This window comes from Thioalkalivibrio sp. ALE16 (assembly GCF_000381305.1).
Taxonomy (GTDB): Bacteria; Pseudomonadota; Gammaproteobacteria; order Ectothiorhodospirales; family Ectothiorhodospiraceae; genus Thioalkalivibrio.
In genome coordinates, this window is record NZ_KB906355.1 from 70,078 (window position 1) to 90,610 (window position 20,533).

At 68.3% G+C, this 20,533-nt stretch carries 20 protein-coding genes and 1 pseudogene; 10 read left to right on the plus strand and 11 right to left on the minus strand.

What is annotated here, in order from left to right; all coding sequences use genetic code 11:
- Positions 1-119: 119 nt before the first annotated feature.
- The 6 genes from F627_RS0102285 to F627_RS0102310 all read left to right on the plus strand — a co-directional run bounded on the left by F627_RS0102285 (position 120) and on the right by F627_RS0102310 (position 7,348).
- The gene (locus F627_RS0102285; protein WP_018877865.1) at positions 120-407 is read left to right on the plus strand and encodes a hypothetical protein; all 288 of its coding nucleotides are present in this window, start codon (positions 120-122) and stop codon (positions 405-407) included.
- Positions 407-1,012: a UPF0149 family protein gene (locus F627_RS0102290; protein WP_019583147.1), complete on the plus strand. Its 606-nt coding sequence runs from the start codon at positions 407-409 to the stop codon at positions 1,010-1,012. The genes F627_RS0102285 and F627_RS0102290 overlap by 1 nt, the downstream gene beginning before the upstream one ends.
- Positions 1,013-1,044: 32 nt before the next feature.
- Positions 1,045-2,373: a Xaa-Pro aminopeptidase gene (pepP, locus tag F627_RS0102295; protein ID WP_019583148.1), complete on the plus strand. Its 1,329-nt coding sequence runs from the start codon at positions 1,045-1,047 to the stop codon at positions 2,371-2,373.
- Between the two features lie 556 nt (positions 2,374-2,929).
- On the plus strand, positions 2,930-4,192 hold the full coding sequence (locus tag F627_RS0102300) for an FAD-dependent monooxygenase (RefSeq protein ID WP_019583149.1): 1,263 nt from the start codon (positions 2,930-2,932) through the stop codon (positions 4,190-4,192).
- A complete protein-coding gene (locus tag F627_RS0102305) occupies positions 4,189-5,376 on the plus strand; it encodes an FAD-dependent monooxygenase (RefSeq protein ID WP_019583150.1) in 1,188 nt (395 codons plus the stop codon). The genes F627_RS0102300 and F627_RS0102305 overlap by 4 nt, the downstream gene beginning before the upstream one ends.
- Positions 5,377-6,271: 895 nt before the next feature.
- A complete protein-coding gene (locus F627_RS0102310) occupies positions 6,272-7,348 on the plus strand; it encodes a porin (RefSeq protein ID WP_019583151.1) in 1,077 nt (358 codons plus the stop codon).
- 176 nt (positions 7,349-7,524) lie between these two features.
- Here the strand turns inward: F627_RS0102310 and F627_RS17100 are convergent.
- Positions 7,525-7,740 (minus strand): annotated as a pseudogene (locus F627_RS17100) (hypothetical protein); the annotation flags it as partial.
- Positions 7,741-8,181: 441 nt separating this feature from the next.
- On the opposite strand from F627_RS17100, the gene F627_RS0102320 reads away from it, so the two are divergent.
- Complete coding sequence (locus tag F627_RS0102320) at positions 8,182-9,027, plus strand: transposase (protein ID WP_026332001.1); 846 nt, start codon at positions 8,182-8,184, stop codon at positions 9,025-9,027.
- 154 nt (positions 9,028-9,181) lie between these two features.
- Here F627_RS0102320 and F627_RS0102325 read toward each other — a convergent pair whose 3' ends face one another.
- The 10 genes from F627_RS0102325 to F627_RS0102370 form a co-directional block, all read right to left on the minus strand.
- Positions 9,182-9,568 (minus strand): type II toxin-antitoxin system PemK/MazF family toxin, encoded by a 387-nt coding sequence (locus F627_RS0102325; protein WP_255349357.1) that lies wholly within the window; start codon positions 9,566-9,568, stop codon positions 9,182-9,184.
- Positions 9,562-9,813 carry an AbrB/MazE/SpoVT family DNA-binding domain-containing protein gene (locus F627_RS0102330; protein ID WP_018877875.1) on the minus strand — a complete coding sequence of 84 codons (252 nt, stop codon included), beginning with the start codon at positions 9,811-9,813 and terminating at the stop codon, positions 9,562-9,564. Before F627_RS0102330 ends, F627_RS0102325 begins: the two co-directional genes overlap by 7 nt.
- Before the next feature lie 283 nt (positions 9,814-10,096).
- Positions 10,097-10,948, minus strand: a complete 852-nt coding sequence (locus F627_RS0102335; protein ID WP_019583154.1) for a secretin N-terminal domain-containing protein — start codon at positions 10,946-10,948, stop codon at positions 10,097-10,099.
- On the minus strand, positions 10,914-11,396 hold the full coding sequence (locus F627_RS0102340; protein WP_018866440.1) for a hypothetical protein: 483 nt from the start codon (positions 11,394-11,396) through the stop codon (positions 10,914-10,916). The genes F627_RS0102335 and F627_RS0102340 overlap by 35 nt, the downstream gene beginning before the upstream one ends.
- A 272-nt stretch (positions 11,397-11,668) precedes the next feature.
- Positions 11,669-12,166 (minus strand): GNAT family N-acetyltransferase, encoded by a 498-nt coding sequence (locus F627_RS0102345; RefSeq protein ID WP_019583155.1) that lies wholly within the window; start codon positions 12,164-12,166, stop codon positions 11,669-11,671.
- Positions 12,167-12,534: 368 nt separating this feature from the next.
- On the minus strand, positions 12,535-13,128 hold the full coding sequence (locus tag F627_RS0102350) for a chalcone isomerase family protein (protein WP_019583156.1): 594 nt from the start codon (positions 13,126-13,128) through the stop codon (positions 12,535-12,537).
- Positions 13,125-14,510 carry an MFS transporter gene (locus F627_RS0102355; RefSeq protein WP_196801063.1) on the minus strand — a complete coding sequence of 462 codons (1,386 nt, stop codon included), beginning with the start codon at positions 14,508-14,510 and terminating at the stop codon, positions 13,125-13,127. The genes F627_RS0102350 and F627_RS0102355 overlap by 4 nt, the downstream gene beginning before the upstream one ends.
- Complete coding sequence (locus tag F627_RS0102360) at positions 14,470-15,729, minus strand: cyclopropane-fatty-acyl-phospholipid synthase family protein (protein ID WP_018877902.1); 1,260 nt, start codon at positions 15,727-15,729, stop codon at positions 14,470-14,472. The genes F627_RS0102355 and F627_RS0102360 overlap by 41 nt, the downstream gene beginning before the upstream one ends.
- A complete protein-coding gene (locus F627_RS0102365) occupies positions 15,729-16,499 on the minus strand; it encodes a DUF1365 domain-containing protein (RefSeq protein WP_019583157.1) in 771 nt (256 codons plus the stop codon). The genes F627_RS0102360 and F627_RS0102365 overlap by 1 nt, the downstream gene beginning before the upstream one ends.
- On the minus strand, positions 16,500-17,873 hold the full coding sequence (locus F627_RS0102370; protein ID WP_019583158.1) for an NAD(P)/FAD-dependent oxidoreductase: 1,374 nt from the start codon (positions 17,871-17,873) through the stop codon (positions 16,500-16,502). It abuts the gene before it with no gap.
- A gap of 145 nt (positions 17,874-18,018) precedes the next feature.
- Between F627_RS0102370 and F627_RS0102375 the strand changes: the two genes are divergently transcribed.
- The 3 genes from F627_RS0102375 (at position 18,019) to F627_RS0102385 (ending at position 20,364) form a co-directional block, all read left to right on the plus strand.
- Positions 18,019-18,804: a DUF3429 domain-containing protein gene (locus F627_RS0102375; RefSeq protein WP_018866447.1), complete on the plus strand. Its 786-nt coding sequence runs from the start codon at positions 18,019-18,021 to the stop codon at positions 18,802-18,804.
- 28 nt (positions 18,805-18,832) lie between these two features.
- Positions 18,833-19,486 carry a GTP cyclohydrolase I FolE gene (folE, locus tag F627_RS0102380; protein WP_018866448.1) on the plus strand — a complete coding sequence of 218 codons (654 nt, stop codon included), beginning with the start codon at positions 18,833-18,835 and terminating at the stop codon, positions 19,484-19,486.
- Between the two features lie 248 nt (positions 19,487-19,734).
- Positions 19,735-20,364, plus strand: coding sequence for a class I SAM-dependent methyltransferase (locus F627_RS0102385; protein WP_019583159.1), 630 nt, complete (start codon positions 19,735-19,737; stop codon positions 20,362-20,364).
- The last annotated feature ends 169 nt before the right edge of the window (positions 20,365-20,533 follow it).

Here is a 20,533-nt window from a genome sequence, read left to right on the forward strand (position 1 = left end):
TTGCTGGAACACCTTCACTTTTTGCGGGTCGCATACTTGCCGTTCCGGGGTTTGTTGCGGCGTGGTGCCCGCGCTGGCCACAATACGGCGAATCCCGTTCCCAGAAAGTGTTGCTGCCCATGACCCAGCCCCCCGAACCCGGCCCCGAAGCCACCGTGATCGAGGGCACGGCCCATAACGGAAAGCCGTGCCGGATCGTCGATAACACGGGGAGCGTGCCGCACGCGGAGCTGGAACAGCTGTTGAACGCCTTGATCGAAGAGAAACGCTTCGGTCTCAATATGCTGTCTTCCACCGGTTCCAGCGCGATCAAGCTGGGCGAGCCGCAGTTTACGCACCTGCAGGTGGGTGACGATCTCTATCGCTTTCTGCTCTTCCCTTACGAAGCGCGGCTGGAGAGCTTCTGATGGTCGGCGACCCAGGCACCGGCAACGCGAAGGCGCAGGACGGGCTGGAGCGCGATCCCGTCGCCCTGCGCGAACAGCTGGAGCACGGGCTGCGCAGCATGGGCTTCGCGCAGACGCCGGCCTCCGCCCACGGGCTGTTCACCGGCTGCCTGGTGGCGGACCCGGGCGCCGACGTCGATGCCCTGGAGCGCAGCCTGGGCGAGGCCCTGCCGCTGACCGAGGGCGCGGGCGAGGGCTTCGGCAAGACCGTGGAGGCGATCCGGCGTGCGCTGCTGGCCCAGCTGTATGACGTGGAACTGGGCTTCGGCCCGCTGCTGCCGGAGGACGACGCCATCGAGGCGCAGACCCAGGCCTTGTCGGAATGGGTGGACGGCTTCATCGCCGGGCTCGGGCAGACACCGCGCCTTGGCAAGCTCAAGCCCTCGGCCGAGGCCAGCGAGATCCTGCGCGATTTCGCCGAGATCGCGCGCATCGAACTCGAGCCGGAGGACGACGAGGAGAACGCCGCCGCCTTCGAGGAGCTGAATGAATACGTGCGCGTGGGCGTGCTGCTGATCGCCGACGAGCTGGCCCCGGACGACCCGAAACGGATCCCGATGCAATGACGCGAACGCGACAAGCCCCCCGGCCGGGCCGGATGCCCGAGATCCCCCAGGGCGAGTTTGCCCGGCGCCGCCAGCGGCTGATGCGGGCGATCGGGCCGGACTCGATCATCGTCGTCCCGGCCGCCCACGAGCGTACGCGCAACCGGGACGTGGAATATCCCTTCCGTCAGGACAGCGACTTCCTCTACCTGACCGGCTTCCCCGAGGCGGATGCGGTGGCGGTGCTGGTGCCGGGCCGCCCGGCCGGCGAATACATCCTGTTCTGCCGCGACCGCGATCCGACCCAGGAGACCTGGCAGGGACGCCGGGCCGGGCCGGACGGCGCGATGGAATCCTATGGGGCCGAGTGCGCCTTCCCGATCGAGGATATCGACGAGATCCTGCCGGGGCTGATGGAGAACCGCGCGGTGCTGGCCGCGCCGTTCGGACGCGACGAGCCCCTGGACCAGCGTCTGTTCGGCTGGGTCAACCAGGTCCGGGCCAAGGCCCGCAACGGCGTGCGCGCGCCGCACGAGTTCGTTGCCGTGGAGCACCACCTGCACGAGCAGCGGCTGTTCAAGAAGGCACCGGAGCTGAAGCTCATGCGCCACGCCGCGGCCATCTCTACCCAGGCGCATGTGCGCGCGATGCAGGCCTGCCGTCCAGGCCTGACGGAGTTCGCGGTGGAGGCGGAGCTGCTGCACGAGTTCCACCGCTATGGCACCGAGACCGCGTACCCGTCCATCGTCGGTGGCGGCGAGAACGGCTGCATCCTGCATTACATCGAGAACCGCGGCGAGCTGAATGACGGCGACCTGCTCCTGATCGACGCCGGCTGCGAGGTGCAGGGCTACGCGTCCGACATTACCCGTACCTTCCCGGTGTCCGGTCGCTTCGGCGAGCGCCAGCGGGAGGTCTACGAGTGCGTGCTTGCCGCGCAGCTCGCCGCGATCGAGCAGGTGCGCCCCGGCAACGACTGGGACACTCCGCACGCCACCGCCGTACGCGAACTGACCCGCGGGCTCAAGGAGCTGGGCGTGCTCAAGGGCCGGCTGGACAAGCTGATCCGCGACCAGGCCTACCGCCCGTTCTATATGCACCGCACCGGCCACTGGCTGGGGCTGGACGTGCACGACGTCGGCGACTATCGCGTCGGCGACGCCTGGCGCCAGCTGGAACCGGGCATGGTGATGACCGTGGAGCCCGGTCTCTACTTCGGGCCCTACAGCGAGGCACCGAAGGAGCTGCGCGGCATCGGCGTCCGCATCGAGGACGACGTGGCCGTCACCCGCGACGGCCACGAGGTCCTGACCGCCCATTGCCCCAAGACCGTCGCCGACATCGAGGCCTGCATGGCCGGCGACCTCCCGGGCTGGGACTGACCATGTCCACGCGCCGCACCGTCCATTTCAATGGCAGACCGGGAATCAGCCCCGGCGCGATTCGCCTGCGAGCAGGCTCCTACAGGGGTTCACGAGCCCCCGTAGGAGCCTGCTCGCAGGCGAACGGGCACCCGATAATCCCCCTCCGCCCGCAACCAACCGTAGCGCGCGTCGCGTCCCGCGAAACGCCCCGCCCAAAACGGAGCCACGCGCCCCGTGATGCGATCCGCTCCGCTCATCCGCATCCTGCGCAGCGGTATGTTCCCAACCGTCTATCAAGCGCCTGCATGTTTTTGGGCTGGCACGGCCACGGCTACAAATGGACGGGACTCCACCACTCCCGTCATCGCGAGGCGCGCAGCGCCGCGGCGATTGCCCTCCGTTGCCACCGGAACCAACCAGCGACACGGGGCGCGCACCGCGTGCCGCGATTCGCTGCGCTCCTCCGTACCCTTCGCCTGCAAGAAGGCTCCTACAGGGGGTGGGGCGCACGAGCCCCCGTAGGAGCCTGCTTGCAGGCGAAAACGGCGTCGGGTCTGCCCGCGAGGGATGGGGCATGACACCGAACACCTGCGATATCGCCATCGTCGGTGGCGGGCCGGTGGGCGGTCTCGCTGCCTGCACCCTGGCGCGGGCGGGCTACGCGGTCACCTTGTTCGAACGCGGTGCGCCGCCCGCACCGGATGCGCACGCGCACGACACCCGTGGCTATGCCCTGGCGGCCGGCTCCGTGCAGTTCCTCGACGATCTCGGCTACTGGGCGCCGCTGGCCGAACGGGCGACCGCAATCCGTTCCATCGTCGTCAGCCGTCGCGGGGGCCTGGGGCGCGTCCACCTGAACGCGGCCGATCAGGGCCGCCACGCCCTCGGCCAGGTGGTGCCGGCCGTCGCGCTGGAACCGATGCTGGATGCGGCCTGCCGCGACGCCGGCGTGGATGTGCGCTACCAGTCGACGCTCGCCGGTGTGGGCGATGTAATCGATAGCTACCGTGAACTGCGCATCGCCGGCGCCGAAGGCGAGGAGGCTTGGGCGGCCCGCCTGATCCTGGCGGCTGATGGCATCCAGTCCCCCACCCGCAAGGCTCTGGGCCTGCCGGTCAACCGCCTGCGCTATGCGGCCGATGCCCTGGTCTTTGACGTGCAGCCTGCGCGGCCACACAACGGCCAGGCCTTCGAGCGCTTCACCGACGAGGGCCCGCTGGCGCTGCTGCCGCAGGCGGATGGCCGAATGAACGTCGTCTGGGTGGCCCCGCCGGAAGCCTGCGAACGCCGCCTGGAGCTGGACGAGGCCGAGCGCCTGCGCGAGCTGCAGGCCCGCTTCGGCTGGACCCTGGGCCGCCTGCGGCCGGCGGGCCGGGTGGTGCGCTTCCCGCTGGAGCGGGTGCATGCCCCGGAACCGGTCGCGGAACGCGCGCTGTTACTGGGCAATGCCGCGCACGCGGTGCATCCCGTGGCGGGGCAGGGGCTGAATCTGTCTCTGCGCGATGTCGCCACGCTGCTGGGCGCACTGCGCGACGGGCGCGAGCCGGATGGCAGCCCGCGTTTCGTGACCGACCCCGGCGCGGCGGCCACGCTCGAAGCCTATGCGCGGGCCCGCCGTCGCGACGTGAGCGGCGTGGTCGCCACCACCGACTTTCTTGCCCGCGGCATGCTGCACGCGGCCGGCCTGCGCGGGCATGCGCTGGGCAGTGGCATGATGGCCGTGGACCGACTGCGCCCGGCGCGCGACCGGCTGGCCCGCGCCGCGATGGGGTTGGGCCCGCTGCCGCGCCATACCGCCCGCCACCTCGCGCGGTCGGATGCTGGAGGTGGGGCATGAGCGCGGCGGGTTCCCGCGACGTGCTCGACCTGCTGGTGGTGGGCGCCGGGTCGGTTGGTGGCGCTATCGCGCTGGGTGCGGCCCGCCAGGGCCTGCGCGTCGGGCTGCTGGAGCGCGCGGCCGCGCCCACCTTCAGCGACGCGACCCCGGTGACGCGCGTCGCCACGCTCAACATCGCCTCCATGGACTTCCTCGCCTCGCTGGGTGTGCAGGGCGCCCTTCAAGCGCGTCGGGCCCATGCCTTCTCTGGTATGGCGGTGTGGGACGCGCAGGGGCCCGGGCATATCCGCTTCGACGCCGACGAGCTGGGCGTGCCGGCGCTGGGCTGGACCGTGGAGCACGCCGCCCTGGAGGCCGTGCTGTGGACCGAGCTGGAGGCCGCCGGCGTGGCCCTGTGGCCGGAAACGGAATGGAAGAGCCTCGATGTTCGGCCGGATCGGGTGGATCTCTACGGCCCGCAACATGTGCCCCTGGCCTCCGCCCGTCTGGTGGTCGCGGCCGATGGCGCGCAATCGCCCCTGCGTACCCGCATGGGCATCCCGGTGCGCGAGCAGGATTATCACGCCCGCGGCGTGGTCGCGACCGTGACCACCGAGCGCCCGCACGAGGACACCGCCTGGCAGCGGTTCGTCGACGACCAGATCATCGCCTTCCTGCCGCTGGCGGACGGGCGCAGCTCCATCGTCTGGTCCCAGCCCGAACACCAGGCCGACGACACGCTGGCGCTGGACGACACCGGCTTCTGCCGGGCGCTGGAGGCGGTGATCGACCACCGCCTGGGGGCGATCACCGCCACATCGAAGCGCGCCAGCTTCCCGCTGGTGGCCCGCCATGCCTGCGACTACCACTCCGGCCGCGTCGCCCTGGCCGGGGATGCCGCCCACACCATCCACCCGCTGGCCGGGCAGGGCCTGAATCTCGGGCTGGCCGACGCCCGCGCCCTGGTCGAACGCCTGCACGGCCCCGCCCGCCGCGACCCGGGCGCCGAGACCGTCCTGCGCGCCTACACCCGCTACCGCCGCGCCGAGAACGCCTTCATGCAACGTGCCATGGACGGCTTCCGCCTCGTCTTCGGCACTCACGCTGCAGGCCTCCCCGAAATCCGCGGCCTCGGCATCCGCCTGGTCGACCAGACCACCCCCCTCAAGCGCCGCTTTGCCCTGCGCGCCTTCGGCCTCGACTAGCTGCAAGCACGCAGCGATCCAACCGCCGTATCTCCTGCGTCCGTTTTCGCCCCGTGGGAGCCGCCTTGGCGGCGAAGCTCCTGCCAAAGGTCGGCGCGGGCAGGAGCTTCGCCTGCAAGCAGGCTCCCACTGATGCCGCCGGCCATGGCCGCGTAGGGGCTGCCTCGGCAGCGAAGCCCCTGCCAAAGCCCGGAAGCCCCTGCGGCATCACCTGCGCGCAGGATACGCCGCGCGCCACAAACCGCATCGTGCCTGTATCGCTCCGTCCCAACCGCACGCTCAACCGCCGCACCGTCATCCCGGCCGTCGCGAAGCGAAGAGCCGGGATGTCCGGTTGAACCCCCGCGCTTCAACCGGCCACCAGCCCCCCCCTGTAGGAGCCGCCTCGGCGGCGAAGCCCCCGCCAAAGCGGGCAAGCCACAAACCGATCTACCGGGCCGCTACCTCCGCTTCGCCACCTGTCGGTTTTTTGCAACACTCTTCGCCGAAGGCGGCCCGAATCCCCGTTCGTTGCAAAAATGCAACGCGCCCCGATCCCTCGGCGGACGTACCCCCAACCCGAAAAACCGCCCAATCGGCACAACGCGCAGAAAAATAAGAAAAACATGATAGAGATCTCGCCTTCAGCGGGATTCAGTGCATAAGCCGAACATGATGAGCCCGTCATTTCAGCACGTTGCGATCCATTTCCGAGATTCCTGCAGACTGTGCGCCCAAGTGGTTGATCTGCCAAAAAGCGCCGGGCGCTACAGATCCCGCCCCACTGTGGCAATTTTTTCTCTCCGAGGGGTTGAAACGAGACACCGTGGTGTATATAAAACACCTGTCATTCGCGGCATCGACCGTGGATGCAGGCGTAGAAACGAACACATACCTCTCCTGGGAGATACGCAACATGAAAAAACAGATTCTCGCAGTCGCCGTTGCCGGCGCCTTCGCAGTCCCGGCCTTCGCCGCCGCCGACACCAACGTCACCCTGTTCGGCCAGCTGCAGACGCAGATCGTCCATCACTCGGGTGGTTCGTCTGTGTTTGATAGTGGCTTCCGCATGCAAGATGCTGGTGGCGCCGGTTGGGTCTCGGACGGTAACGGCCCGAACCGTCTGGGTGTGATGGTCAATCACGATCTGGGTAACGGCATGACCGCCCTGGCCAAGATGGAAATGGATGCCCGTACGACTGAAGGCTTCTCCAACATTGGTACCGACCAGCGTGCCCGTGACATGTATGTCGGCCTCGATGGCAACTTCGGTCGTGTGACCATCGGTCGCCAGAACCTGCCCTACGCCACCGCCGGCAAGGATCCGCTGAACGGCACCTTCATGCAGGCCCGTGGTAACGGTGCTCGCCTGGGTACCGGCGGCGGTATCGGCGGCTTGGGTAATGGGTCGTATGAAGACCGTGTCATCAAGTACGCGAATAGCTTCGGCATGGTTGGCCTGCAGGCTGCCATCGCTCACAACAACGGCAATGCGGGTCAAGGCGTGAGCAGCGAGCAGGCCTATTCCGTGCGCCTGAACTTTGACTTGGATCCGGTCGACCTCTATGTCGCGCATACCAATGCGGATGACTATCGCATGAATAACACCGATTTCCGCGCCAGCAAGATTGGCGCCGATTGGAAGTCTGGTCCGTTCCGCGTGGTTGCCGAAATCGAAGACTACAAGTGGGAAACTTCTGCTGGAGCGACCATGCGTGATGCGACGGGTGGCTTCGTGTCCGGTGTTTACACCATGGGGCGCAACGACTTTGTGCTGAGCCTGGGCCACACCCGCAACAGCGGCAGCAACAACAACGTTGACTTCGCCGCCCTGGGTATCAAGCACAACTTCAGCAACCGCGTGATGGCCTTTGCGGGTGTTTCCTACACCAGCTTTGACGACAACATCGTGTTTGCCCGTCCGTCGGATGATGGTGGTGTCGGTGGCAACTCCTACACCGGCGTTGGTGGCGGCATGCGGGTGTCCTTCTAAGGGCAGCCACTGCTTCCAAGCGGTATAACAACAAGTTCGTAGCTTGTTTTGCGGGGCCCCCAGGGGCCCCGTTTTTTATGCGCGACCGGGCCCCATTGGGGCCTTTTTTGCGTTTGGGGGTAGGGCGCTCGGCGCCGGGGACAGTCGAAGGTCAGGGGGGGGCGGATCCGGACGGTTTACCGGGCGTGATCGACGCGGATTTCGAGGGTGAGGGTGTCGCGGTCGCGGGTGGTGCGGTGGGAGGCGAGGCCACGTTGCTCTGTGGCGCTCTCGCTGTGGACGCCGCCGAGGGTGTGCCAGGTGCCCGGCTCCAGCGTGAGTTGCGTGTCGATGGCGTCGCGGTCCACGGCGCCGCGGGGGAGGGGGCGTTCGTGGAGCTGGGAGATGGCGATGGGCCAACCCTAGGGGTCAAACCTTGCGTTTTGCCCGGCTTGGGCCAACCCTAGGGGTCAAACCTTGCGTTTTGCCCGGCTGGCTGGTGGGCGGTGCTCGGCTTGTCGGAGCGGTCGGCTTTAGGGTGTACTAGCGGGGGGCAGGAGAGCCCAGGGGTCAAACCTTGCCGTTTGCCCCTCGGGGTTTCCGCGCGCCCGATTCGACTTTGGGACGCGAGGGGAACCCACGAGGGGAACCCACGAGGGGAACCCACGGGGTCAAACCTTGCCTTTTGCCCCTCGCGGCAACCTTGGGGTCAAACCTTGCCTTTTGCACCTCGGGGTTTCGGCGCGCCCGATTCGACGTCTGGACGGGCGGTAGGCCGGTCGGAAGCGGGTTGTTGGTACGGTCTGATTTAGGTTGTACTAGCGATTGTCAGGGACAAGCTGGAGAGAGCAGGGATGGCTCGATCGGTGCGATTGGAGTATCCGTGGGCGTTGTATCACGTGACGGCGCGCGGCAATCGGCGGGACTGGATCTATCTGGATGACGTTGACCATCGGCGCTTCGAAGAAACGCTGGCGCGATCAGTCGAGCGCTTCAACTGGGTGGTCTTTGCGTACTGCCTGATGGGCAACCACTATCACCTTCTGGTAGAGACGCCGGATGCGAACCTGGGCCGGGGGATGCAGTGGCTGAATGGCGTTTACACGCAGCGGTTCAACCGCCGTCACCGGCGTGTGGGTCATGTGCTTCAAGGCCGGTACAAGGCGATCCTAGTCGAGCGCGAGACGTATCTTCTGGAATTGGCGCGCTACATCGTCCTCAATCCGGTGCGTGCGCATCTGATCGACGATCCTGCGGACTGGGAGTGGAGCAGCTACCGGCCCACCGCGGGCCTTTCGGACGCCGTCTCGTGGCTATCGACGGATCGCGTGCTGGACGAATTCGGCCCGGCCGCCTCCCGACAGCAGGCCTATCGGCGGTTTGTCCATGAGGGAATCGGACGTACCTCCCCCTGGAATGATCTGCATGCGCAGCTATTTCTTGGCTCCGAGGCCTTTGTCGAGGCGCGGCTGGCAGGTCAGTCCGGCCGGCTGGACTTGGACCCGGAATACCCCAAGGCCCAGCAGCGGCCTGTGCCGCCGAAGCTCGAATCCCTGGAGGCAAGCTTCCCGAGGAATGAAGCCATTCGGCGCGCGTATGCGTCCGGTGGCTACACGCTGAAAGCTATCGGTGACTATTTCGGTCTGCATTTTTCGCGAGTGAGTCGAATCGTGTCCGCGGGGGCAAAAGGCAAGGTCTGACCCCGTCGGTTCTGTCCGAGTGAGTCGAATTGTGTCCGCGGGGGCAAAAGGCAAGGTTTGACCCCGTCGGTTCCAGTGAGTCGAATTGTGTCCGCGGGGGCAAAAGGCAAGGTTTGACCCCGTCGGTTCCAGGTTTGACCCCGTCGGTTCCCCGCTAGGCGGGATCGGGGCAGAGTTCGAGGATCTGGTTGAGGACCGCGCAGGCTTCCCGGTAGGTCCCCTGCGGCACTTGTCCGGCTGGATGGGGTGTCGCGTTGCGTTGGCGCCAGTCGAAGGACTTTACCTGGTGGCAGAGGATGTAGCTGGTTCTTGCATCCGGCGTCGTGCCCGCCACCACGGCGAAGGGGTTGGTCGCATTGTAATCGGCAGTGGTCATGGGGAGCCCCAGAACCAGCGAGGTGCGGGCGTTGAATTGGGTCGGCGACAGGACGAGAAAGGGGTGAATATCTCGCATTTCCCGCCCGGCCTGAGGGTTGCAGTCTATCCAGATGACGTCACGGCGCCGGGGTACCCAGTCCTTGGGTGCTGCACGCTTTACCATCGTTCATTTCCAATCACGTCCGTGCACATGGCCTCGCCGCCATGCTTGTCCGGGTCGAATCCTTTCAGGCGTTCCTCCAGGCTCATGGATGGAGTGGTTTCCGGACGGATTACGATCTGGTTGCCTTCGACGGAGACGATCACAGATTGGTCCGCCTCCAGTTGCGCTGCGCGCGCGATGGCCGCAGGAAGCCGGACGCCCAGATTGTTGCCCCAGCGCTTGATGTTCAGTCGTGTCTCGGCCATTGCTGCTCCACCCGCAAGATGTATAGACATTGTTTAAACGACTGTATCACCACGGTGTGGGGGCGTGCCAGAGGGGTATGTTCGGGCGGGCGGGGGACATCCCGGATAACCGCGTTGCGGTTTCCGGGACGATGATCGGGTGTGTCGGCGTGCCATTTGGCGGGTTTGGTCGAAGGGGTGACTTCCGCCGTTGCGGGTGCGTTTCGCGGGGTCAACGCACCCTACGGGCAGTGCTATTCCGTAGGATGCCGATGAGCGAAGCGAATCGCATCATGGGAGCGGGCTAGCGGGCGGGATCGACGCGAATTTCGAGGGTGAGGGTGTCGCGGTCGCGGGTGGTGCGGCGGGAGGCGAGGCCGCGTTCCGTGACGTCGGTTTCGGTGTGGACGCCGCCGAGGGTGTGCCAGGTGCCCGGCTCCAGCGTGAGTTGCGTGTCGATGGCGTCGCGGTCCACGGCGCCGCGCGGGAGGGGGCCTTCGTGGAGCTGGGAGATGGCGATGCGGATGCGGCCGTCGGGCTGGACCTGGGGGCGCGCGCGGAAGCCACGGGCGGTGTCCTGCAGCAGGGGTTCGATGCCGACGCCGGCGCGACTGTGGAGGATGCGGAAGCCGGCGGCACGGGTCTCGCCGACCAGGATGATGGCCTCGGTGCCTTCGCGCAGGCGCAGGTGCTGGGTCTGGTCGTCGCGGCGGGTGGTGCGCAGCCGCTGGGTGGTGATACGGCCCTCGGTGCCCTCCGGGCCGCTCTCGAACTCGAGGCTGGTGCCGCGTTCGGCGCGCGGGGCGTCGCGGTGGCGGCGCACGGAGAGGACGAGGTCCTGGGCCGGCGTGTCGAGTTCGGTGACGACTTCGCGGATCTGTTGCAGGGTGCGGGCGTCGGCGCGTACCAGCAGCCGGAAGCCGTCGCCGCGCAGGGTGGCGGTGTCGCCGAACAGGGCCTGGAGTTCGGGCAGCAGGCTGTTCGCCGGACGGTTCTGCAGCGGCAGCACGGCGACCTCCGCGTGGGTGTCGCGTGCACCGGCGAGGCCGGGGAGCAGGGTGCCCGTGGCCAGGGCGAGGGCGGTCCGCAGGAGCTGGCGGCGGTTTGTCATGAGATGCGGGTCAGACGAGGAGGCGGCGGAGTTCGACGGCTTCATCGCTGAGGCTCCAGTTGGCCTCGAAGTCCTGGACGGCGCGCTGGGTTCCGGGGCGGTCCTCGACGTCGCCGCGCAGGATGCGCCGCCCGCCGGCCTGGGTGAGCTGCATCCAGCCGCTGTGGTCGGCAATCGCGGTGACGGTCAGCGGGCTTTCCTCGGCGGCCTCCAGGCGGCGCACCGATACGGCGCTGGGCAGGCGCTTGATGCTTTCCACCAGACTCGGAAGCTGTTCCTTGAGCGCCAGGTCGTCGTCGACCAGCAGGCGGATGTCGGTATGCCGATGGCGGCGTGCGATCCCGGCCAGTTCCGCGCCCAGGTCGGGCCCGGCGATCTCCGCCAGCAGGGCAACGCGGGCATGCAGCCAGAGGCGTCGGCGGGTGGCGGCCAGGAGTTCGGCCAGCAGGGCCTCGGCGTCAATCAGGGTCGGGTCGCGTTCGGGGGCGGTCATCGGGGTCTCGCTCGGGTTGACGGTCTTTCCCTCAGCATAGGGGAGTGGGGGTGGGTTCGCATCATTGCGCGGGGTCGGTTCCCCCCGGGGGTTAGGGGAGCGTTTCGGGCGCGAATCAGAGATATGAGTACGGTGGCAGAGGCGGATAGGCAAGATCTGTGAGATCCGTGCATATCCCCTGTAGGAGCCGGCTCGCCGGCGAAGCTCCTGCCAAAGTCGGGCGCGGGCAGGGGCTTCGCCGGCAAGCCGGCTCCTACGGGGCGCCAGCGGAGTTACAGTGACTGGGCCGCGTGGGTGTGGGTGGCATGGGAATAGGGTGCCGCCGGGCGCGGGATTGGGGTGTGGATGCGGTGGAGCATGCGGCGGTGGGGGATGCCGGCGTCCTCGAAGGTGTCGCTGATGACGAAGAAGTCGTGGCGGGCGTAGAAGCCGATACGGCTGTTCTGGGCGTTCAGCCAGACCTCGCGCCAGCCGTGGCGGGCGGCGGCCTGGATGGCGCAGTCCAGCAGGCGCGAGCCGATGCCGTGCCCGCGCCAGGGTTCGCGCACGGCCATGCGGCCGATCTGGCCGGAGGGCAGCAGGCGCAGGGTGCCGACCGGTTCGTTGTTCGCCCCGATGGCCAGCCAGTGCAGGGCGGCGGGGTCCAGGCCATCGAATTCCAGGGCCTCGGGTACGCCCTGCTCCTCGACGAAGACCTCGCGGCGGATCAGGGACAGTGCGTCGGCGTCGGCAGGCCAGGTGGCCTCCCGCAAGGTGATGCGATGTTGCATGGGTATCCTCCTCCGGCATGCCGTAAAGGAGAGCCGCGCCCGCGTGTGCGAGCGATCCGATTGCGTGGCTGGCTCCCCGGCCGTCCTGACCCTGGCCCCGGACGGAAGAGTCTAGTTCAGGTTGCGGGAATCTTCCTGTGAAGGGTTTCTCGGAACGGTGGGTGTTCGATGCCGGGCTTGGCCGGCAGGAGGGTGGGGTACTGCGGGCCCTGCGTGGTGACCGGTATTTTGTCGTGAGGCACCGCGAGGCGATCGCCACGGCGCTTCGCGCCTCGCGATGATGGGTGGGGCCTGGGCACGGTGCCAGAGGCCGGGGGATTGCCGCGGCGCACCGCGCCTCGCAATGACTGGTCGTTGCTGTTCGGCGATCAGCGTGCGCCGATCAGGGTGTCGCGGAAGCGGCGCGACAGGGGTTCTTCCGGGTGCAGCCAGATGCCGAAATAGGCCTCGGCGAAGTCGTGGCCGGGGACCTCGACCAGCGGGGTACCGTTTTGCAGCAGGCGGGTGCCGTGGCCCGGGCGGTATTCCAGTGCGTAGCGGTCGCCGGCCTCCATGTCGCGGTAGGCGGCGTTGAAGGTGTCGAGCCGGTCGGCCAGCGCCGCTAGTGTTTCCGAGTCCTGCTGGTCTTCGAGCAGGCGGTTGCCACTGCGGCGGAAGTCGTCGGCGCTGATCGCGCGCAGGTATTCCAGCTCGAGGCGCTTGGGCACGTCGGCGGTCAGGACATCCTCCGGAGCGACTTCTTCGGGTACGTAGAGCGCCCCGACGTAGACGCGGAACACCGTGTAGCGATAGAGCCGGCCCGCACGCAGGGGCACTGTGGTGTTGTCGATGGTGACCGATTCGGCGAAGCGCACGCCGTCGATCTCGGTGGCGGCCGCGGCCGGGGCGGCGAGCGACAGGGTCAGCAACAGGGTGGCCAGAAGCGAGGCCACGAAACGGGAGGGTCGGATACGGTGGATCATGGGTGGGTGCCTCCGGGCTGGGCGGGGATGGTGGCTTGTTCGCGCGCGTGGATGCGTTCGCGCAGGGTGTGTTGGGCGTCGGCGTCGATGGGGAAGCGCCAGATCAGGGCCATTGCCGCGAGCTTGAACAGGACCGGCAGGCCGGCGTAGGCCAGGGCCAGGACGAGCAGGGCGGTGGGGCTGTTGTCGCCATCGGCCGAGAATCCGGCCGCGCCCAGTAGCGGGAAGCTGAGGCCGACGGCCAGCGCGAGGGCCAGCTTGGTCGCCATGCCCCACAGGCCGAAGAACAGCCCGGCGCGCTCGCCGCCGCCGTCGGCGGTGTCCTGGTCGATCACATCGGCCTGCATCGCGGCCGGCAGGGCGAGATCGACCCCGAGGCTGAGCCCGGTCAGTACGGTGATCGCGTAGAACGCCAGCACGTCACCGGCGCCGAGGAACGGCACCCAGATGAAGAAGCTGGAGGCCAGCAGCATCGAGAGTGTCCAGACCCGGTGCTTGGGCAGGCGCCGCGCCAGGCGCAGCCACAGCGGAAGGGCGAGGATGCCGGTGACGAAGTAAACCAGCAGCAGCGGCCCGGCATGGCCCGGCGCCTCCAGCACGTGGGTGATGAACAGCAGGAAGAGCGTGGCGGGGATCGCGTTGGCGGTGCCGTTCAGGATCCACGCCAGGATCAGTCGGCGGAAGGGGTGGTTGCCCAGCAGCAGGCCCCAGCCAGCGCGCCACGGCACGGGCGCGAGCCTTCCGGGGCGTTCCGGCACGCGCCACAGCAGGATCAGGAAGGCGACCGGCAGCAGTACCCACAGCAGCACCGCGAGGGCCGCGAGCGCGGCCCCGGCATCGTCCTGCAGGCCGAGGACCGCCGGCAGTGCGGCGGCCGTGACCGTACCCAGTACGACGAAGCCCTCGCGCGCGGCGGTGATGCGCGAGCGTTCGTGGTAGTCGCCGGAGAGCTCCGCGCCCCAGGCCGCATAGGGCAGGGCGACCAGCGTCCAGCCCAGATAGACCAGGGTGCTGAACAGCAGCAGGTATCCCGCGCCGGCCTCGGCCGGCGGGCGGAACAGGAACGGCGCGGCGAGCAACAGCAGCGGCACGCCGGCCAGCATCACCGCCCGCCGGCGCCAGGCCCCGGGGATACGATCGGACAGATGGCCGACCAGCGGGTCGGTCACGACATCCAGCAGCCGCGCCAGCAGCAGGAGCAGACCGACCAGGGTGACGCCCAGGCCGGTGTGCTCGGCGTAATGCGCGGGCAGGAAGACGTACAGCGGCAGGCCGAGGACGGCAAGGGGCATGCCCAGACCGCCGTAGGCGAACAGCCGCGGCCAGCGCAGGGTGTTCACTTCATCGAGTCGCGGGGGCGCTGCTGCCCGGCGGGGTGGCATCGACGGGGCTTTGCAGCACGGCCTGCATCAGGTTCACGCGGGCGGTGTCGAAGCCGACCTCGCAGTACGCGAGGTAGTAGCGCCACATGCGCAGGAAGGATTGTGAATAGCCGAGCGCCTCGATCACCGGCTCCGCCTGGCGCACCTCCTGGTGCCAGTGGCGCAGGGTGCGCGCGTAGTCCGCGCCAAAGAAGGCCTGGTCCGTCACGGCGAGTCCGGCCCGTTCGGCCTCTGCGTTGAAGCGCGGGACCGAGGGCAGCATGCCGCCGGGGAAGATGTAGAGCTGGATGAAGTCGGCATTGCGGCGGTAGTACTCGAAGGCGTGCTCGGCAATGGTGATCACCTGCAGCGCCGCGCGGCCGCCGGGGCGCAGGCAGGCGCGCACCTTGTCGAAGTAGGTCGCCCACCACTGCTCGCCCACCGCCTCGAACATCTCGATGGAGACCACGTGGTCGAAGGTCCCGTCGAGGTCGCGGTAGTCCTGCAGGCGCAGTTCCACGCGATCGCTCAGGCCGGCGCGTTCGATCCGCTCGCGGGCGTAGTCGAGCTGCTCCTGCGACAGGGTGACGCCGGTCACGCGATAGCCGCGCCGGGCCGCCATCTCGGCGAAGCCACCCCAGCCGCAGCCGATCTCCAGGATATGCGCGCCCGGTTCGGCGTCCAGTTGATCCAGCAGACGGGCGTATTTCTGCGTCTGGGCCTGTTCCAGGGCCTCGTCGCCGCGGGTGAACAGGGCCGACGAATAGCTCATCGTGCGGTCCAGCCACAGGTCGTAGAAGTCGTTGCCGAGATCGTAATGGAAGCGGATGTTGGCGCGGCTGCCGCGCCGGCTGTTGCGGTGCCGCCAGTGACGCAGGCGGTCGAGGCCGCGCTGCCAGGCCGGACGATCGGCCAGGGCCGCGAGGGCGGGCTCGTTGTCGGTGGCGAAGCGCAGCAGGCTTGGCAGGTCCGGGGTGATCCAGTCGCCGCTGATGAAGCCCTCGGCAAAGCCGATGTCGCCGTGGCGCAGCAGGCGCAGGATCGCGCGCCAGGGGCGGCGGAAGTGCCAGACAGCCTCGACCCCGGCCTTGCGTCCGCGCAGGGTCACGCGGTCGCCCGACGGGCCGATCAGGGTGATCTGCCCGGTGTCGATGTCCTTGAGTGCGCGCGCGATCAGGCGCAGGGCCCAGTCCGGCCGGGTGGTGTCGTCCTGCGGGGTGTCGAGGTGGTCGAGGGCCATTAGTCGATCTCCTGTGCGGGGGGTGCGGGCCGCGGGTGGTAGCGCCCGCCACGCCACCAGATCTTCAGCGCCTGCCAGTGAATCAGCGGCAGGACCTTGAGGGTCATCCAGGGTTGTTTCAGGAAGGCGCCCAGCAGGGTGCGGTCGCTGAACGGGCGCAGGCGGCCATGCTGTGTGGCCGTCAGCATCAGGTCCTGATCCTGGTATTCGTTGATCGCGATCCGCAGGGATGCCCCGACCTGCGCACGCGGCGGCGTCAGGCTGAAGGCGTAGCGCGCGTGCATGTCGATGAAGGGCGATACGTGAAAGGCCTTCTGCTTCTCCTGGCGCACGGGACCGGCCATGGGCGCGCCGTGCTCGTGCAGCAGGTAGTGGTGGTGCTCGCCAAAGGTGTTGCGCACCTCCAGCAGGATCGCGCGCAGGTCACCGTCGGCGTGCCAGGCATACCAGATGCTCAGCGGATTGAAGGCATGCCCGAGGACGCGCGGCATGGCCAGCAGATAGATCGGACCGCCGGCCAGGTCGATGCCGTAATCGGCCAGGTGCGCCTCGATCCAGGGCCGCCAGGGGCGGCCGTCGCGCGGCCCGTGGTCGCGGGTGCACAGGCTGAACAGGTTGAATGCGTCCCGCGAGAACAGGCGGCAGCGCCGGGCGGTTTCGGCCAGGCGGTCGATGTCGAACAGCGCGCTGATGACCGGGTAGCGAAAGCGGTACTGCTGCGGGAAGAACCGCTGATGCATCACCGTGCCGTATACGAGGGCGGCGTCCATTCAGGTGTTCCGCGATTGCGCCGCCGGCGCCCCGAGCGGGGCCGGCCCGCCGCCGTGTGCGGTGGCCACCGGCGTGTGACCGGGACGGGCGGGGGCATCCGGCGCGTGCGACCAGGGCGGTTCGATGCCCATGGTCTGACCGACACGGACGGCCGAGCGCAGGCCGTCTTCGTGGAAGCCGTAGCCCATCCAGGCCCCGGCGAAATACAGGCCATCCTCGCCCTGGATCGCCGCCAGACGCTGGCGGGCCGCCTCCGCCGCGGTATCCATGACCGGGTGTTCCCAGTGCTGCTCGCCGAGGACCAGGCTGGGGTGCGGGTCTCGCCAGGGGTTCAGGCTGATGATGTAGTCCTGACGGCGTTCCAGGCGATGCAGACGGTTCATCCAGTACGACACCGAGACGCGGTCGCGGGCCTGCGTGGTCCGCCCGGACAGGTAGTTCCAGGAGGACCAGACCCGGCGCGAGCGGGGCATCAGGGCCGGGTCCGTATGCAGGATGGCGTGGTTGGCCTGGAAGCGGCAGGCGGACAAGAGCCGGTCGCGCGCGGGGGCGGCGCCGTTCAACAGCCAGCGCGCGGTGTCGGCGTGGCAGGCGAACACCACCGCGTCGAACCCCATGCCCTGGGCCTCGGTCAGGACGCGCCACTGGCCGGACTCCGGCATCACCGCGCGCACCGGCTGGTGGACGATGCAACCGGGTTCCAGGCGTTGCGCCAGGCGCTGTACGTATTCGCGGCTGCCGCCGACCACGGTGCGCCACTGCGGGCGGTCGCGCAGGTCCAGCAGGCCATGATTGTGGAAGAACTGCAGGAAGCTGGCGGCCGGGAATTCGCGGATCGCCTCCGGCGGGCAGGACCAGATCGCGGCGGCCATCGGCAGCAGGTAGTCCTCGGTGAAACCGCGGCCCAGGCGGTGCCGGTCGAGGAAGGCCCCCAGTGTGCCTTCCGGGCTCTCGTGACGTTCGAACAGCCCCTTGCCCAGGCGGTTGAACCGCAGGATGTCGCCCGCCATGCGCAGAAAACGCGGGCGCACCAGATTGCGGCGCTGGGCGAACAGGGTGTTCAGATCGGAGCCGGCATATTCGACCCCGGCGGGCTGGCGCGAGTAGCCGAAGGACATGTCGGTGTCCTGCGTGGCGACGCCCAGATGCGTAAACAGCCGGGTCAGCAGCGGGTAGTTGCGCTCGTTGTAGACGACGAACCCGGTGTCGATGGGTGTGGGCCCCTGCGGGTCGGGCACGTCCACGGTGTGGGCGTGACCACCGAGTTCCGGTTCCGACTCGAACAGTTGCACGTGGTGGCGGGTCTGCAGGATCCAGGCGGCGGACAGGCCGGCGATGCCTCCACCGATGACGGCGATGCGCGAGCGTTGCATGGTGGTGGTTCTCCGGACCCGAAAGGTGATGGACAACTTATACAATAGCTGTACAATCTTTGTAAATGGTCGCCGACGAAAGTTCCCGGGTTTCCTGTGCCGGGGGCGCTTCGCGAGACCCCGCGTACCAACGGAGACATGGACCGTGAAGACAGACGAGCAAACGCAGGCCGGCGCCCCCGAATGGCCGCCGGAGGTGCGCGAGGCCCTGGCCACGCACGAGATTGTGGGCATTACGTCCGGCCTGTCGGACTTTCGCGATGCCGAGGCGCTGCTGGAAGCAACGGCTCCGGGCCGCTGGCAGCGGCTGGAGTGGGGCATGGGGTCGGCGCACAACCGCGAGCAGTTCCACGCGCTGCAGCAGGCCACCGGCGCGGCCGTGCTGCCGCTGTTCATCGCGCGCGAGGGCGTGATCGGCGGGCTGCCCGAGTTGCGCGAGTATCTGGGGCAGCGGGCGTTGCAGGCGCGCGGCGACGGGCCGCGCCCGGACGCAGCCGCGCCCGCCCTGCACGTCCTGGGGTTCGGCGGCCTGCTACCCTTCGCATTCTTCGGGCTGGGCGCGTGGATGGCCCAGCCCGAATGGCAGGCTTTCGCGCTGGAGGCCCTGGCGCTCTATGGTGCGGTGATCCTGTCGTTCCTGGGGGCGATCCACTGGGGGATCTTCCTGGTGGATCGGCAGCACCGGGTGGGCCCGCTCGCGGCCCCGGTGTGGGCGGTGGTGCCATCCATCCTGGCCTGGCTGGCGGTGCTGCAGCCGCTGCCGGAGGCGCTGATGACCCTGACGGTGCTGTTTCTCGGGGTGCTGTGGGTGGATCGGCTGAGCCTGTATCGCCGCGCATTGCCGCGGGGCTACCTGGGCCTGCGCCTGGTGCTGACCGCCGGGGCGATGCTGGCGCTGGCTTCGGGCTTCGCGGTCACCCTGGTCGCCTGACCGGGCCCGGAAAGAGGAAAACGCAAGAATGAGCGAACACAAGGACTCGATGATGGATGCAGACGCCCGGACGGCCGACGAGCCGACGGCCACCAATGCCTCGGGCCAGCCACTGGCGGCCCCGGAACAGCTCGCCGAGCGCTACCGCGACATCCTCGCCGGTCTGGGCGAGAACCCGCAGCGCGAGGGCCTGCTGGATACCCCGATGCGCGCCGCGAAGGCGATGCAGTATCTCACCCGTGGCTATCACCAGGACCTGGACAGTATCGTCAACGGGGCCCTGTTCTCGTCGGACAACGACGAGATGGTGCTGCTGCGCGATATCGAACTGTACTCCCTGTGCGAGCATCACCTGCTGCCGATCATCGGCAAGGTGCATGTGGCCTACCTGCCCAATGGCAAGGTGATCGGTTTGTCCAAGATCGCCCGGATTGTCGACATGTTCGCGGCGCGCCTGCAGATCCAGGAGAGCCTGACGCGCCAGATCGCCGAGGCCCTGATGCAGGTGACGAACGCCAAGGGAGTCGGCGTGGTGGTGGACGCCAAGCACATGTGCATGACCATGCGCGGGGTGGAGAAGCAGCATTCGTCGATGGCGACCTCGGTGATGCTGGGCGCCTTCCGCGAGGACGGCCGCACCCGGCGCGAGTTCCTCAACCTGATCGGTCGCACGGGCAGCTGACCGTTCCCGGGGCTGCCGGGCGGGGTCACCCCACAAAAAAATGGCCCGACGCGAAGGTCGGGCCAAAGATCGTCCGGACACCCGTGTGATGGAGGGTTCTGGTCCGAACGGCGGAAAACCGGCTGCCGTTGCCACGAGCCGATCATTTCCGCAACTTGTATAAGTGGACAGGGACTGTGGAAACAGGTTCCTGACAGTCGCCGAAAGAATGTGCTGGGCGTCACATTTTCCTGTCCCCGGGAGTCTCGATGCGCGGTCTGGAACAGATCCCCTGGTTGTACGACGGCCTGATGGCCGGTGCCGAGCTGCTGGGTCTGCGACGCTGGCGCCGGCGCCTGGTGGCGGGCGCGAACGGCCGGGTGCTGGAGATCGGCTGCGGGACCGGGCGTGACCTGCCGCTGTTCGCGGACCCGGGGCGGGTCATCGGCATCGACCCGGACCTGGCGGCCCTGCGCCGGGCCCGCCGGCGGGCGCCTGCCGTGCCGCTGGTGGTGGCGCGGGCCGAGGCCCTGCCGTTTGCCGATGGCACGTTCGATACCGTGGTCTCCGGCCTGGTGTTCTGCAGCGTGCAGGACCCGCCACGGGCCCTCGGCGAGGTGCGTCGGGTGCTGGCGGAGGCGGGCGAGCTGCGCATGCTGGAGCATGTACGTCACACGCGGCCGCTGCTGGCCCGCGCCCAGGACCGGGTGCAGCCGGCCTGGACCTGCATCACCGGCGGCTGTCACCCGAACCGTGATACCGAGGCCGCGGTGGAACAGGCCGGCTTCTGCATCGACCCGGAAGACCGTCTGGCGCGGGGCGTCATGCGGCGCTTCGCCGCGCGGGTCTGCCGTGCGCCCGCGGATGCGTCCAGGCGTAATGCCGGCGATGGGGGCTGAAGGGCAAGGGCCTTTGTTCACCACGAAGGGCACGAAGATACGAAGGAAGGGCAAGGGCGTGTGACCACAGAGGTCACGGAGGACACGGAGAAAGTCGATCGTTGCCGGAACGGGGCGGGGGATGGTCCAGTAATGAGAAGGCCCCGGGCATGGGTGCGCCGGGGCCTTT